Origin of the sequence: Cryobacterium sp. TMT4-31, from assembly GCF_004403385.1 — a bacterium.
GTDB lineage: Bacteria > Actinomycetota > Actinomycetes > Actinomycetales > Microbacteriaceae > Cryobacterium > Cryobacterium zongtaii.
Window position 1 is genome coordinate 90,068 of sequence record NZ_SOGI01000008.1, and the last position, 13,585, is coordinate 103,652.

The window sequence follows — 13,585 nt, forward strand, 5'->3', positions numbered from 1 at the left end:
GGCCGGCGTCGGAGGGTCTAGGCCGTGTCCGCCGGGCGCCGGTAGAAACCGGCCAGCGCCGCGGTGAACGCCTGCGGCTGCTCCACCCACGGGTAGTGCCCGGCGCCGGCGATGGTCACTGCACGACCGTTCGTGAACAGGTCCGCGACGGCCAGCACCGGGGCCAGCCCGGTCAGGCCGTCGTCGGCGCCCGCGACCACCAGAACCGGGCAGTGCACCTGCGCCAGGCCGATCAGGATGCCCGCCGGGTCGGCCCCGGCGAAGAACAGGTCCTGCGCCGCGGGATGCCAGGCGCCGGTCGCCTCGTGCTCCCGGGCCTGGGCCGTCCACCGCGACCAGGCGATCGGGGCGAGGTAGGGGAACAGGTGGTTCAGGTCGGAGGCGGTCGTCGCCGCCGTCGCCGCGATCCGGTGCGCGACGTAATCGGCGTACCAGGGCTCGGCGCGGTGCCCCGTGATGATGTGCGAGCTGTCGTCGGGGACGGTCACGAGCCACTGCGCGGGCGGGGTGAGCAGGCACAGGCTCGCCAGCCGATGAGGGTGGCGGGCCGCATAGGCGAGCGCGACGCGGGTGCCGGCCGAGTGGCCGAGCAGCTCGATCTCGGCCAGCCCCAGGTGCCGGCGGAGCGCCTCGACGTCGTCGGCCAGGGCGGGCCAGGATGCGGCGGGCGCGGTGGGCGATGGCGACGACGCCCCCACGCCCCGCTGGTGCAGCACCACGAGGGTGCGCAGGCGGGTGAGCCCGGCCAGATCGCCCAGGTACTCCGGATGCCGGGCCGGCCCGCCGGCCAGCACGACCAGCGGCGGGCGCTCAGGCGCGCCCGCCGCATCCGGGGTCAGAACGTCGTAGTGCAGAACGGTCTCATCGTGCGACGCGAAGCTGGGCATGACCCCACCGTACCGAGCCGCCCACGCCGAGGCCGGGTTAGAGCTCGAAGGGGAAGCCGAGGTCGTCGGGGTAATCGCCGAGCGCGGTGAGCTGGGCGGCGGCGCGCTGCAACGCGGCGAGGGCCAGGCCGAGGGTACCGGGGCCGAAGCTGACCCTGGAGACGCCGAGTTCGGCCAGCCGGGCCAGGGGAACGGCGCCGGGGTTCCCGATCACGGAGATGCGGCCGTTCACCTCGTCGAGGGCGCGCTTGACCTTGTCTTCGTCGCCCAGGCCGAGGAAGAAGATCACGTCGGCGCCGGCGTCGAGATAGGCGTTGGCACGCTGAACGGCCTCGGCCCACTCGCCGCCGCCCGCGAGGGTGTCGACGCGGGCGTTGATCACCAGCGGCACCCCGGCCGCCTCGGCGCCCTCCCGCGCCGCGGCGACCCGGGCGGCCGCGGTGGGGATGTCGAACTGCGGCGCCTTGGTGGCGCCCACGGAGTCTTCGATGTTGATGCCGGCGGCCCCGGCCTCCTCGATCAGGCGGCGCACGTTGCGGGCGACCCCCGCGGAATCCGCCGCGTAGCCCTTCTCGAAGTCGACCGAGACGGGCAGGTCGGTCGCTCCGGTGATAATGCGGGCGGCGATGATGGCCTCGTCGACGGTGAGGCCCTCGCCGTCCGGCAGGCCGCGCACGTTGGACACCGAGTGCGAGGCACTGGCGAGGGCTTTCACGCCCGGGGTCTCGGAGACGATCTTGGCGGTGATCGCGTCCCACACGTTCGTGACGATCAGTGGCGTGCCGGGCACGTGCAGGGCGTTGAGGAGTTCGGCCTTGTTCAGCAGTGTGGTTGTCATCGGTCCAGTGTGCCGGGTGCGCCGGTGTAAACGCTGGAGGGTTTCAGACAAAGACAAAGACGCAGCGCTGTCAACCGTGTATACACGTCGCCGCTTTGGTCTTAGCGTGAGATCTACACCGAGGGAGATGTCATGCAGGCTCACACCCTCACGGTCGGCGAGCGCCTGTTCCGATTGCGCAGCTCGTGCGACGTGACCGCGCTCGTAGCAGCCCTCACGGCCGCCGTCCGGCAGGGTGGCGGAATGGTCAGGCTACCCGTCGTCGGCGATGTCGGTGTGGAGGCGCTCGTGTCACCCGGCGTCAGCGTGGTGCTGGAGACCTTCGAGGTGGATCCGCTCGCGCTTCTGGACCCGGCGGTGCCGGTGCCGTGGTTCGCCGTCGACGATTTCGACTACTAGTCCGGGTGTGAACAATCCGGCCGCTAGGGTTTCGGTAGTGACACGGGGTGCCCTGCCAAACGGCCGGGGCTGAGAAAACACCCGTTGAACCTGATCTAGTTCGTACTAGCGAAGGGATGTCCCGGATGACCATCCGTCTGACACCAGAGAATGCTGCCCATCTGCTCGACCGTCTGCGCGAGAGCCAACCTCTCGTACAGTGCCTCACCAACGCGGTGGTGACCAACTTCACCGCCAACGTGCTGCTGGCCCTGGGAGCCGCGCCCGCGATGGTGGACGTGCCCACCGAGGCCGGACCGTTCGCCGGGGTGGCCTCCGGAGTGCTGGTGAACGTGGGCACCCCGCACGCCGAGCAGCGCAGTGCGATGCTCGAGGCCGCGTCGGCCGCACACGCCGCCGGCACCCCCTGGGTGCTCGACCCCGTCGCGATCGGCGTGCTGCCGGTGCGCACCGGGCTGGCTCGCGAGCTGCTGCACTTCCGGCCCACGGCCATCCGCGGTAACCCGTCGGAGATCATCGCCCTGGCCCAGCTGGGCACCGGCGGCCGAGGCGTCGACGCCACCGACTCGCCGGAGGGCGCCGCCGACGCCGCCGCCCTGCTCGCCCGCAGCACCGGAGCGAGCGTAGCCGTGTCCGGCGCGGTCGACCTCATCACCGACGGTTCGCAGACCATCCGGGTGGCCAACGGTCACGTGCTGCTCACCCGGGTCACCGGCGGCGGATGCGCGCTCGGCGCGGTGACCGCCGCCGTGCTCTCGCTCGTCGACCGTGACGAACCCGGCGCAACGCTCGCCGCGACCGCCGCCGCCACGCTGCTGTACACCGTCGCCGCCGAACTCGCCGCCGCCGACGCGGCCGGGCCGGGCAGTTTCGCGGCGCACTTCCTCGACCGGCTGCACTCCCTCGACGGCGCCACCATCATCGACCGGGCGCGGCTGGCGTGAGCGATCTCTCGCTCTACCTCGTCACCGACACCGCCCTGTGCGCTGCCAGGGGCGTGCTGAGAACCGTGATCGACGCCGTCGCCGGCGGCATCACCACCGTGCAGGTGCGCGACAAGACCGGGTCGGACGACGACGTGCTGCGCCTGCTGCTGCAGGTGGCCGACGCGGTCGGTGACCGCGCCACCGTGGTCGTCAACGACAGGGTCGACGTGTACCTGCGGGCGCTCGCCGAGGGCGCCGCCGTGCACGGCCTGCACGTGGGCCAGGGCGACGAAGCCGTGGCCAGAGTGCGCGACAGGGTCGGCTCCGACGCGATTGTGGGCATCACCGCCAACACCCCGGCCGAGCTCGACAGGGTCTTCGCGCTGCCCCCCGGAACCGTGGACTACCTGGGCGTCGGCGTCATCCGGGCCACCAGCACCAAACCCGACCATCCACCCGTGCTCGGGGTGCCCGGCTTCGCCGCGCTGGCCGCCACGAGTGCGCTGCCCTGCGTCGCGATCGGCGGCATCGGGCTCGCGGATGTCTGGCCGTTGCGCCGGGCCGGGGCCGCCGGGGTGGCCGTGGTGTCGGCCGTCTGCGCCGCTCCGGATGCCCGTGCCGCCGCCAGCGCCCTGCGCCGGGAGTGGACCCGATGACCGGGCCGAGGGAGATCCCCCGGGTGCTCAGCATCGCCGGCACCGACCCCACCGGCGGCGCCGGGATTCAGGCCGACCTCAAGAGCATCGCCGCTAACGGCGGTTACGGCATGGCCGTGGTCACCGCGCTCGTCGCCCAGAACACCCGCGGGGTGCGTTCGGTGCACATCCCGCCGGTGTCCTTCCTCGTGGAACAGCTCGACGCGGTCAGCGACGACGTCACCATCGACGCCGTGAAGATCGGCATGCTCGGCCAGGCCGACCTCATCGAGACCGTGGCCGCGTGGCTGGCCCGGGTGCGGCCATCCGTGATCGTGCTCGACCCGGTGATGATCGCCACCAGCGGCGACCGGCTGCTCGACGCGTCCGCCGAGGCCGCGCTCCGCGCCCTGGTGCCGCTGGTGCACCTGGTCACCCCGAACCTGCCCGAGCTGGCCGTGCTCGTGAACGAACCCGAGGCCGCCGACTGGGCAGCGGCCCTCGAGCAGGGCGAGCGGCTCTCCCGCGCCTGCGGCACCCGGGTGCTGGTCAAGGGCGGCCACCTGGCCGGTCCGGCCTGCCCGGATGCCCTCGTCGACGCGGCCGGCACCGAGCCAGGGCGGGCCCGCATCGTGCAGGTCTCCGCGCCGCGCATCAACACCGTGAACACCCACGGCACCGGCTGTTCGATGTCGTCGGCCCTGGCCACGCTGGCGGCCCGGCACCGGGACTGGCCGCGGGCGTTGACCGAGACGAAGGCCTGGCTCAGCGACAGCGTGGCCTCCGCCGACCGGCTCGAGGTGGGCGGCGGGCACGGCCCGATCAACCACTTCCACGCGCTCTGGGCGGCGGCCGGAACGCATCCGGAGCCACCGCCTCGAGGGCTCAGCCCATCTGGTTCTGCCGGGCCTTGACCGGCAGCAACAACAGCAAGCCGATGACAAGCACCAGCACGATGCCCAGGATGCCCCAGTAGGTTTCGCCGAAGATGGTCACGGCCAGTGCGAACGCCGTGGGGGCCAGGAAGCTGGCGGCACGACCGGTGGTGGCGTACATGCCGAACACCTCGCCCTCCCGGCCGGCCGGGATGATCCGGGCCAGGAAGGTGCGGCTGGCCGACTGGGCGGGCCCCACGAACAGGCACAGGGCCAGGCCGGCGGTCCAGAAGACGATCTGGCCGCCGTCGTGCAGCAGGAACACCAGGCTGCCGCTGACGATGAGGCCCACCAGGGCGGTGACGATGACGGGCTTGGCGCCCAGCCTGTCGTCGAGCACTCCCACGCTGATGGTGGCGACTCCGGCCACCACGTTCGCGGCGATCGCGAAGATGATCACCTCGCCGGGGGAGAAGCCGAACGCCGACGCGGCAAGTACCCCGCCGAAGGTGAAGACGCCGGCCAGGCCGTCACGGAAGATGGCGCTGGCGAACAGGAAGTAGACGACCTGGCGGTTGGTCTTCCAGAGCTTGGCCACGTCGCGGCCCAGTTCGACGTAGGACTGGAAGAAGCCGACCTTGGCGCGCTTCGCGGCATCCGGCGCCCGGTATTCGGGCACCCGCAACAGCAGCGGCAGCGCGAACAGGCCGAACCATGCGGCGGCGATGAGCATCGTCACCCGCACCGCCAGCCCGTCTTCGCTGGTGACGCCGAACAGGCCCACCTCGGGGCTGATGAAGCCGAAGTAGACGATCAGCAGCAGCACGATGCCACCGATGTAGCCCATGCCCCAGCCGAAACCGCTCACCTTGCCGATGGTGCGTGGCGTCGAGACCTGCGCGAGCATGGCGTTGTAGCTGACCCCGGCGAGCTCGAAGAACACATTGCCGGCGGCCAGCAGCACCAGGCCGAGCAGCAGGTACTCCGGAGTGGGCAGCACGAAGAACATGCCGGCGGTGAGGCCAACCACGATGAAGGTGTTCACGCCGAGCCAGAACTTGCGCCGGCCGGAGGAGTCCGAGCGGGCGCCGGTGACCGGGGCGAGCACGGCGATCAGGAACCCGGCGATCGCGAGTGCCCAGCCGAGCTGGGCGGCGACGTCGCCCTCGTCGCCAAATGACGAGCCGGTGAGATAGACCGAGAAGACGAACGTGGTGACCACGGCGTTGAAAGCGGCCGAGCCCCAGTCCCACAGGCTCCAGGCGACGACGGCGGCGCGGGCGGGAGTGCGGGCCGCGGGGGCGTGGGCGGCGCCGTTGCCGTCGAGTGTCTCGGTCATGCGTTCACCCTAGGGCCGTGGGGTGAACAATGGGCGACGGATATTAGGGCAGTAGTCAGGGCAGCAGCGATCTGTGCATCACGTGCAGGCCCACATAGCCGTGCACCGGATGACGGAAGGCGCCGGGCACCGTGGTGAGGATGCTGAAGCCCAGATTCTGCCAGAGGCTCACGGCGTTGTGGTTGGTCTCCACCACGGCGTTGAACTGCATCGCGCGGAACCCCGCGTTCGCGGCCTGCTCGAGAACATGCTCGGCCAGGGCGCGGCCGATGCCTCGACCGGCCGCCTGCGGGGCCACCATGAAGCCGGCGTTGCACACGTGACCTCCCGCCGCCGGCTGGTTGGGGTGCAGCTCGGCGGTGCCGAGCACCCGGCCGTGGTCCTCGGCCACGAAGACCCGGCCGCCGGGCTTGCCCAGCCACCACGCCTGAGCGTCGGCCTCGCTGGTGTCCCGTGGCCAGCAATAGGTCTCGCCGGCCGCCACAACGTCCCGCAAAAAGGGCCAGATCGCGCCCCAGTCGCCCTCCCGGGCTTCCCGTATCTCCATTCCCCCAAATTACCGCCCCGCGAGCCGTGACTTTCGCACCGAAAACCCGAGGTTTTAGCGCTCAACGCACAGTTCGCGGAGGGGTGGCGAGGGTGGACTGGCGCAACACGAGCCGGGTCGGCAGCTCGATCCTGTCGAAGTGCTCCCCGCCGCGGGCGCGCATTTCGTGCACGAGGGCCACCGCGCGGGCGGCCATCGCCCCCAGCGGCTGGTGCACGCTGGTCAGCGGAGGTGACGCCACAATGGAGCGCGGTTCGTCGTCGAAGCCGATCACACTGATGTCCGCGGGAATGCGCAGCCCGGCCCGCCGGGCCGCGGGGTACACCGCCAGGGCCATGGCGTCGTTGCAGGCGAAGACGCCCACAGGGGTGCGGTCACCGGAGAACAGGTCGGGGATCGCGGTGCTGAGACCAGCGCCGTCCCAGCCCACGTCCACGCGCGTGACCGGGGCGCCGGGCGCGTGCTCGGCGATCGCGCGGCGGAAGCCCTCCTCGCGAGCCTTGCCGAACCTGAACCGCGGGGTGCCGGTGATCACGGCGAAGCGGCCGAGGCCCGTGGCGGCCAGGTGCGCGCCGGCGTCGTAACCGCCCTGGTGGTCGGTCGTGCCCACGCTGGCCAGCTCGCCGTTGGGGTCGGACCGCGGGTCCAGCAACACCAGGGGGATCCTCAGCCCCCGCAGCTCGGTGAGTTGCCGACGGGTGGGCCTGATGAGGCCCAGGATCACGCCGGACGGCCGGCGGGTGGCGACCCGCGCGGGCCAGTCGTCGGCGGGGTCGTCCCGCTCGAGGGTGAGCACGAGGTCGTAGCCGTGCTCGAAGGCACTGCGCCGCGCACCCGCCGTGACCTCGTCGGTCCAGGCATCGTCGAAGGAGCCGAGCACGAGCTCGATCAATCGCGTGTCCAGGGTGCTGGGCCGTCCGCGCGACGACGTGCCCCGGTCGTAGCCCAGCGCGGTCGCGGCCGCCAGAACCCGTTCCCGGGTGGCCAGACCCAGTTCGCCGCGCCCGGCCAGGGCGCGTGAGGCCGTGGCGATGGACACTCCCGCTCGCTCGGCGACATCACTGAGTGTCACCCGTGCCGTTTCGCCCATCACCCTGCCTCCTCCCACCATTTTTGCGCAAAAAAGTGCCGGGGTGGTGCTGGTGCTGCCATCCTCGCAGAGGACAAGCGTCCGACGATGGTGTCGACTGAAGGAGCGCGAATGGCAGACCAGACCCCGCTGCGGGTGGCGTTGATCGGAACCGCGTTCATGGGCGCGGCCCATTCGCAGGCCTGGCGCACGGCGCCGAGGTTCTTCGACCTTCCCCGAGAACCCGAAATGGCGCTGCTCGTGGGCCGGTCCGCTGACACCACCGCCGCGCAGGCCACAAAACTGGGCTGGCAGGAGTGGTCGACCGACTGGCGCGAAGCCGTCTCCCGCGACGACATCGACGTCATCGACATCTGCACTCCGGGTGACACCCACGCCGAGATCGCCCTGGCCGCCCTCGCGGCCGGCAAGCACGTGCTGTGCGAGAAGCCGCTGGCCAATTCCGTGGCTGAAGCCGTGGCGATGGCCGACGCCGCCGAGCAGGCCGCCCAGTCCGGCGTGCTGTCGATGTGCGGCTTCAGCTACCGCCGCACGCCGGCGCTGGCGCTGGCCCGCCGGTTCATCGCCGAGGGCCGGTTGGGCGCTATCCGGCACGTGCGGGCTGACTACCTGCAGGATTGGCTGAGCGATCCGGCGGCCCCGCTCAGCTGGCGGCTGGACAAGGCCAAGGCCGGCTCCGGGGCGCTCGGCGACATCGGCGCCCACAGCATCGACACCGCGCAATGGCTCACCGGCGAGAGCATCACCGAGGTCTCTGCGACCCTGCGCACCTTTGTCACCGAACGTCCGCAGCGCGGCGCGGCGGCCGGACTCGGCGGTGTCGCCGACCCCGACGCGGCCCGCGGGCCGGTCACGGTCGACGATGCGATGGCGTTCACCGCCACCTTCTCCGGCGGGGCCCTGGGAGTGTTCGAGGCCACCCGGATGGCCACCGGCCGTCGCAACGCGAACCGCATCGAGATCAACGGTGAGAGCGGATCGATAGCCTTCGACTTCGAGCGGATGAACGAACTCGAGTACTTCGACGGCCGCGGTACCGACCCCGAGGCCGAGGGTTTCCGCCGCATCGTCGTCACCGATCCCGTGCATCCCTACGTCGCCAACTGGTGGCCCACCGGGCACGGCCTCGGCTACGAGCACCAGTTCACCCACCAGATGGTCGATTTCGTGACCGCCATCGGCGCCGGAACCGCGCCCTCGCCGGGCTTCGGCGAGGCGCTCGATGTTCAACGGGTACTCGCCGCGGTCGAGGCGAGCGCCAAGGCCAGATCCCAGACGACGCCCGTGGAACGGAGAACCGCATGACCCAGCACAACGCCCTGATCGTTCGAGGAGGCTGGGACGGCCACCACCCCGTCGCCGCCACGGCGATGTTCCTACCGTTCCTCGCCGCACACGACTACTCGGTGCAGATCGAGGAATCACCCGAGATCTACGCCGACGCCGAGCAGATGGCCCGGTTCGACCTCATCGTGCAGAGCGTCACGATGAGCGAGATCAGCGGCGACCAGGTCGCGGGACTTCGCGCGGCGGTGGCCGCCGGCACCGGTCTCACGGGCTGGCACGGCGGCATCGCCGACTCCTTCCGGGCCTCCGCCGACTACCTGCAGCTGATCGGCGGACAGTTCGCCACCCACCCGGGCAAACCGCCCGCGGACCGGGTCGATGGCGCGCAGGAGAACAACTACCTGGACTACACGGTGCAGATGACGCCGCTCGGCCGGGAGCATCCGATCACCGCCGGCCTCGCCGACTTCGACCTGTGCACCGAGCAGTACTGGGTGCTGCACGACGACCTCATCGATGTGCTCGCCACGACGACCCATCCGGCGCCCGACTGGGAGCCCTGGCACCGGCCCATCACCTCGCCGGTGGTGTGGACCCGGCTCTGGGGCACGGGTCGCTTATGCGTCAGCACCGCGGGGCACAGCCCGGAGGTTCTCGCCGACCCCAACGTACGCACCATCATCGAAAGGGGCATGCTGTGGGCCACCCGCACCGCCTAGGAATCGTAGGCCTGGGCAACATCTCGGCCGCCTACCTCGACACTCTCGCCGACAGCGCCCAGATCCGGATCACGGCGGTCGCCGACCTCGACACCGCCCGGGCCCGCACCCTGGCCGACCGGCTGCCGCACGCGCGAGCCCTGTCGGTGTCCGAGCTGGTCGCCAGCGACGAGGTCGACACCGTGCTGAACCTCACCATCCCGGCCGCGCACGCCGAGATCGCGCTGACCGCGATCGGCCACGGCAAGAACGTCTACGGGGAGAAACCGCTGGCCGCCCGGATGGCCGACGCCCGCGAGATCGTTGCCGCGGCGCTTGCCGCCGGGGTGGGCCTGGGCAGCGCGCCGGACACCGTTCTGGGTACCGGGGTGCAGACCGCTCGTCACGCGATCGACGACGGCCTGATCGGGCGCCCGCTGGCCGCATCCGCCGTCATGGTGACAGCGGGGCACGAACGCTGGCACCCCAGCCCCGACTTCTACTACCAGAGCGGCGGCGGCCCGCTGCTGGACATGGGCCCGTACTACGTGGCCGCCCTGGTGCACCTGCTCGGGCCGGTGCGCTCGGTCACCGGCGCGGCCAGCCGGCTGCGGGGCACGCGCACGATCACGCAGGGCCCGCGGGCCGGCGCGGTGATCCCGGTCGACGTCGACACGCACATCACCGGGGTGCTCGAGCACGACAGTGGCGCCCTGTCCACGATCACGACGAGCTTCGACGGCGCCGCCACCGACGCGGCCCCCCTCGAGGTGCACGGTGAGAACGGCACCCTCTCGGCGCCAGACCCGAACCGGTTCGACGGCGAGACGCGCTTCTTCGAGCTCGGGGCCACCCAGTGGCGGCCCCTGCCGACGGCGGCCGGTTACCTGGACAGCGCCCGCGGTATCGGCCTGCTCGACTTCATCGCGGCCGGCCCCGACCGTGCGGCCCGCGCGAACGGTGACATCGCGCTGCATTCCCTCGACGTGATGACCTCGCTGCTGCAGTCGGCCGCCGAGGGGCGCCGGCTCGAGCTGACCACGACGACCGAGCGTCCCCTCGCGGTGCCGCTGACCGCCCGGGAGGTCTGGTCGCCGCGCGAGTGACACCTCGCGGACGGTGAGTCAAGCCCCGAAACCCTCTGGTTTTCGGGGCTTTTCTCTCAGCTCGCGAAACTGGTGGCGGCCAGGACCGTGCGGCCGGCCTCGTGTGTTCGGGGGAGCATGTCCACCAGGGCGATTTGACCGAGGGTGAGGGACTGGCCGGGGTGAAGGCGGGCGGGCGGCTTGTGCGTCACATGGGCGCGGAAGCCGTCGCCGGTGAAGGCCGGTTCGTCTGGAGCGGCGGCGAACGGCCGCAGGGTGTCCACCAGGGTGTGGTGCAGCCGGGTGAGTCCCTCGTGCGGGAGCAGCATTGTGACGGGGATGGTGTGCCGCCGCCCGAACAGCGCGTCCTCGCCGGCGACGACGGTGAGCGGCGCCTGGTTCTCGACGGCGAGACGGATGGCGTGGCCGACGTCGCCGGGGTCGGCATCCGTGAGAAACGGCGCCAGCACCGTGACGTGCAGGGGCCATTCGGCCACGGCGAAGCCGGCGCCCACGCGCAGCGGCACCACGGGGAGCACCACCACCAGTCGGGGCATCACGGGCGCCGGGTGCCCGGGGTGGGCAGGGTGACTGTGAAGGCGGTGCCCGCGGGGGAGGACCGCACCCGGATGGTGCCTCCGTGCGCCTCGGCGATCGACAGGGCGATCGCCAGGCCCAGGCCGGTGCTGCGGGGGCCGCCGGACACCTGGGTCCTGGAGGCATCGCCGCGCGCGAAGCGTTCGAAGATCACCGGCAGCAGATCCGCGGTGATGCCCGGCCCGTCATCCTGCACGCTCAGCTGCACCGGCATGCCGGGCGAGCCCACCCGCAGCCGGGCGGTCACGCTGCTGGCGGGCGGGGTGTGCACCCTGGCGTTGGAGAGCAGATTCGCCACCAGCTGGTGCAGGCGTTCCCGGTCGCCGCGCACGACCACGGCAGTGTCCGGCACCTCGGCGAGCCAGCTGTGCGACGGCGCGGATGCCCTGGCGTCGTTCACCGCGGTCAGCAGCAGGTCGGCGAGGTCCACGTCTTCCACGTGCAGGTCCTGGCCCTCGTCGAGACGGGCGAGCAGCAGCAGGTCACTCACGAGCGAGCTCATCCGCCGAGCCTCGGATTCGATCCGGGCGAGCGAGTACTCGGTGATCTCGGGCAGCTCGGCGCTGTCCTGCCGGGTCAGTTCGGCGTAGCCCTGGATGGCCGCGAGCGGGGTGCGCAGCTCGTGGGAGGCATCCGTGACGAACCGGCGCATCCGCCGGTCGGTGGCGGCCCGCACGCTGAGGGCGGTGTCGACGTGGTCGAGCAGTTGGTTGAGGGCTTCACCCACCTTGCCCGTCTCGGTACGGGGATCGGTGTCTGCGGCCGCGAGGCGGGTGGAGATGCCGTGGTCGCCCACGGCCAACGGCAGCGCGGTCACCTCGACGGCGGTCTCGACCACCCGGGCCAGTGGGCGCAGGGCGAGTCGCACGACCAGAATCGTGCCCAGCACGGTTCCGGCCAGCGCCAGCACCGTGAAGACGGCGATGGCCAGGCCCTGGCGCAACAAGGCCATCTCGGCGGCCTCGAGCGGTACGCCGGCCACCAGCAGCTCGCCGTCGTTGACGACTGTCGCGACGCGGTAACTGCCGAGGTCGCCCAGGTTCAGGCTTCGGTTCTCGCCGTCCGACTCCAGATCGGTGACGGCAAGCTCGATCGCCTCGATCGCGTCGGTCGAGAGCACAACGGCGCCGGTGCCCGAGAACAGGGCGGAGTCGGCGACCACACCATCAGCGACGACCGCGATCACGGTGCCACGCCCGTGCCCGACAAAATCGACGAAGGACTTGGCCACGCCGCCGCCGTGCCCGTGCCCGCCGACGGCGGGCGGACCCCGGTACTTGTCGACAGACTGGCTCAGCGCCGACAGCGACGCCGTGAGCTGGGCATCGGCCACGGTGTTCGTGGAGGTGCTCAACACGGCGATGCTCAGCAGGCCCATGCCCAGAAGCACCGCTGCCACGACGCCGGCGATTCCCACCACCAGTCGGCGGCGGAGTGTCCAGGGCGCCGCTCCGCGCTCGGGGGGAGCCGTAGACGAACCGACCGCGCTCACTCCGCGGGCCTCAGCATGTAGCCGACACCGCGCACGGTGTGCAGCATCGGGGCGCGTTCCGCATCGATCTTCTTGCGCAGGTACGACACGTAGAGGTCCACGATGCTCCCGCGCCCGGCGAAGTCGTAGTTCCAGACCTCGTCAAGGATCTGCGCCCGGCTCAGCACCCGCATCGGGTTGCGCATGAAGTAGCGCAACAGGTCGAACTCGGTCGTGGTGAGCATGATGTCGGCGTCGTCGCGACGCACCCGATAGCTGGTTTCGTCCAGGGTCAGGGTGCCCACCACCAGCGCGGCCTGCTCCTCGGGGACGGCCTGCACGGTGCGGCGCAGCAGCCCGCGCAGCCGGGCCACGAGCTCCTCGAGGCTGAACGGCTTGGTCATGTAGTCGTCACCGCCGGCGGTCAGGCCGATGATGCGGTCGTCCACAGAGTCCCTGGCGGTGAGGAACAGGGTCGGCGTGGTGGAACCGCCGGAGCGCAGGTGGCGCAGCACGCTCAATCCGTCGGTGTCCGGCAGCATGATGTCCAGGATCACGACGTCCGGCCGGTTGTCCCGGTAGGCCCGCAGGGCGGCCTGCCCGGTGTGGGCGACGTCCACGATCCAGCCCTCATAACTCAGCGCCAGGCTCACCAGATTGGTGAGGGTGTCCTCGTCGTCGACGAGGAGAACCCGGATGGCGGAGCCGTCGAGCCGGGAGATCCGCGGGAGCTTCGCCAGCACGGCGCGTCGGCGTACGGAGTCCGCGGCGGGATCGGGTGAGGTCGAGGGCGGCACACGTTATTGTCCCACTTCTTGTGAGAACGCTGGGAGTTGAGCCTCTCCGACTCAACTTTGGCGACCCCGGCTTGACTTAGGTTTTTGGGCGGTGGCACACTTGAGCCAGCAACA

At 71.2% G+C, this 13,585-nt stretch carries 15 protein-coding genes and 1 riboswitch; of the genes, 7 read left to right on the top strand and 8 right to left on the bottom strand.

The window, feature by feature from the left end; translation table 11 throughout:
• Positions 1-17: 17 nt before the first annotated feature.
• Together E3T19_RS01625 and E3T19_RS01630 are read right to left on the bottom strand one after the other, a co-directional pair.
• Positions 18-887 carry an alpha/beta fold hydrolase gene (locus E3T19_RS01625; RefSeq protein WP_088457610.1) on the bottom strand — a complete coding sequence of 290 codons (870 nt, stop codon included), beginning with the start codon at positions 885-887 and terminating at the stop codon, positions 18-20.
• Positions 888-924: 37 nt separating this feature from the next.
• A complete protein-coding gene (locus E3T19_RS01630; protein ID WP_134407924.1) occupies positions 925-1,725 on the bottom strand; it encodes an isocitrate lyase/phosphoenolpyruvate mutase family protein in 801 nt (266 codons plus the stop codon).
• A gap of 132 nt (positions 1,726-1,857) precedes the next feature.
• Here E3T19_RS01630 and E3T19_RS01635 point away from each other — a divergent pair, with 132 nt between their 5' ends.
• The 4 genes from E3T19_RS01635 (at position 1,858) to thiD (ending at position 4,599) form a co-directional block, all read left to right on the top strand.
• A complete protein-coding gene (locus E3T19_RS01635; protein WP_088457608.1) occupies positions 1,858-2,124 on the top strand; it encodes a hypothetical protein in 267 nt (88 codons plus the stop codon).
• Positions 2,125-2,157: 33 nt separating this feature from the next.
• Positions 2,158-2,258, top strand: a riboswitch (TPP riboswitch).
• Positions 2,250-3,068 carry a hydroxyethylthiazole kinase gene (gene thiM, locus E3T19_RS01640; protein ID WP_134407925.1) on the top strand — a complete coding sequence of 273 codons (819 nt, stop codon included), beginning with the start codon at positions 2,250-2,252 and terminating at the stop codon, positions 3,066-3,068. Its footprint overlaps the riboswitch before it by 9 nt.
• A complete protein-coding gene (thiE, locus tag E3T19_RS01645) occupies positions 3,065-3,706 on the top strand; it encodes a thiamine phosphate synthase (RefSeq protein WP_134407926.1) in 642 nt (213 codons plus the stop codon). Before thiM ends, thiE begins: the two co-directional genes overlap by 4 nt.
• A complete protein-coding gene (gene thiD / locus E3T19_RS01650) occupies positions 3,703-4,599 on the top strand; it encodes a bifunctional hydroxymethylpyrimidine kinase/phosphomethylpyrimidine kinase (RefSeq protein ID WP_088458160.1) in 897 nt (298 codons plus the stop codon). The genes thiE and thiD overlap by 4 nt, the downstream gene beginning before the upstream one ends.
• Here the strand turns inward: thiD and E3T19_RS01655 are convergent.
• The 3 genes from E3T19_RS01655 to E3T19_RS01665 form a co-directional block, all read right to left on the bottom strand.
• Positions 4,571-5,899, bottom strand: coding sequence for an MFS transporter (locus E3T19_RS01655; RefSeq protein WP_134407927.1), 1,329 nt, complete (start codon positions 5,897-5,899; stop codon positions 4,571-4,573). The genes thiD and E3T19_RS01655 overlap by 29 nt on opposite strands.
• A 55-nt stretch (positions 5,900-5,954) precedes the next feature.
• The gene (locus tag E3T19_RS01660; RefSeq protein ID WP_088457604.1) at positions 5,955-6,446 is read right to left on the bottom strand and encodes a GNAT family N-acetyltransferase; all 492 of its coding nucleotides are present in this window, start codon (positions 6,444-6,446) and stop codon (positions 5,955-5,957) included.
• Between the two features lie 61 nt (positions 6,447-6,507).
• Complete coding sequence (locus E3T19_RS01665; protein ID WP_088457603.1) at positions 6,508-7,536, bottom strand: LacI family DNA-binding transcriptional regulator; 1,029 nt, start codon at positions 7,534-7,536, stop codon at positions 6,508-6,510.
• Between the two features lie 111 nt (positions 7,537-7,647).
• On the opposite strand from E3T19_RS01665, the gene E3T19_RS01670 reads away from it, so the two are divergent.
• Genes E3T19_RS01670 through E3T19_RS01680 form a run of 3 tightly spaced genes read left to right on the top strand, consistent with a single transcriptional unit; the run spans position 7,648 to position 10,627 of the window.
• Positions 7,648-8,841, top strand: a complete 1,194-nt coding sequence (locus E3T19_RS01670) for a Gfo/Idh/MocA family protein (RefSeq protein WP_134407928.1) — start codon at positions 7,648-7,650, stop codon at positions 8,839-8,841.
• Entirely contained in the window at positions 8,838-9,542 is a 705-nt protein-coding gene (locus E3T19_RS01675; RefSeq protein WP_134407929.1) for a ThuA domain-containing protein, read from the top strand. The genes E3T19_RS01670 and E3T19_RS01675 overlap by 4 nt, the downstream gene beginning before the upstream one ends.
• Positions 9,521-10,627, top strand: a complete 1,107-nt coding sequence (locus E3T19_RS01680) for a Gfo/Idh/MocA family protein (RefSeq protein ID WP_088457600.1) — start codon at positions 9,521-9,523, stop codon at positions 10,625-10,627. Before E3T19_RS01675 ends, E3T19_RS01680 begins: the two co-directional genes overlap by 22 nt.
• 56 nt (positions 10,628-10,683) lie before the next feature.
• Here the strand turns inward: E3T19_RS01680 and E3T19_RS01685 are convergent, their stop codons facing one another.
• Genes E3T19_RS01685 through E3T19_RS01695 form a run of 3 tightly spaced genes read right to left on the bottom strand, consistent with a single transcriptional unit; the run spans position 10,684 to position 13,417 of the window.
• Positions 10,684-11,163 (bottom strand): 2'-5' RNA ligase family protein, encoded by a 480-nt coding sequence (locus E3T19_RS01685; protein ID WP_088457599.1) that lies wholly within the window; start codon positions 11,161-11,163, stop codon positions 10,684-10,686.
• Positions 11,163-12,695: a cell wall metabolism sensor histidine kinase WalK gene (locus tag E3T19_RS01690; protein ID WP_198415023.1), complete on the bottom strand. Its 1,533-nt coding sequence runs from the start codon at positions 12,693-12,695 to the stop codon at positions 11,163-11,165. Before E3T19_RS01690 ends, E3T19_RS01685 begins: the two co-directional genes overlap by 1 nt.
• Positions 12,692-13,417, bottom strand: a complete 726-nt coding sequence (locus E3T19_RS01695) for a response regulator transcription factor (protein ID WP_279327056.1) — start codon at positions 13,415-13,417, stop codon at positions 12,692-12,694. Before E3T19_RS01695 ends, E3T19_RS01690 begins: the two co-directional genes overlap by 4 nt.
• Positions 13,418-13,585: the final 168 nt, after the last annotated feature.

Coding starts and splice junctions, on each gene's coding strand:
- E3T19_RS01625 (WP_088457610.1), bottom strand. CDS start 887: ATGCCCAGCTTCGCGTCGCACGATGAGACCGTTCTGCACTACGACGTT.
- E3T19_RS01630 (WP_134407924.1), bottom strand. CDS start 1,725: ATGACAACCACACTGCTGAACAAGGCCGAACTCCTCAACGCCCTGCAC.
- E3T19_RS01635 (WP_088457608.1), top strand. CDS start 1,858: ATGCAGGCTCACACCCTCACGGTCGGCGAGCGCCTGTTCCGATTGCGC.
- thiM (WP_134407925.1), top strand. CDS start 2,250: ATGACCATCCGTCTGACACCAGAGAATGCTGCCCATCTGCTCGACCGT.
- thiD (WP_088458160.1), top strand. CDS start 3,703: ATGACCGGGCCGAGGGAGATCCCCCGGGTGCTCAGCATCGCCGGCACC.
- E3T19_RS01655 (WP_134407927.1), bottom strand. CDS start 5,899: ATGACCGAGACACTCGACGGCAACGGCGCCGCCCACGCCCCCGCGGCC.
- E3T19_RS01660 (WP_088457604.1), bottom strand. CDS start 6,446: ATGGAGATACGGGAAGCCCGGGAGGGCGACTGGGGCGCGATCTGGCCC.
- E3T19_RS01665 (WP_088457603.1), bottom strand. CDS start 7,536: ATGGGCGAAACGGCACGGGTGACACTCAGTGATGTCGCCGAGCGAGCG.
- E3T19_RS01670 (WP_134407928.1), top strand. CDS start 7,648: ATGGCAGACCAGACCCCGCTGCGGGTGGCGTTGATCGGAACCGCGTTC.
- E3T19_RS01675 (WP_134407929.1), top strand. CDS start 8,838: ATGACCCAGCACAACGCCCTGATCGTTCGAGGAGGCTGGGACGGCCAC.
- E3T19_RS01685 (WP_088457599.1), bottom strand. CDS start 11,163: ATGCCCCGACTGGTGGTGGTGCTCCCCGTGGTGCCGCTGCGCGTGGGC.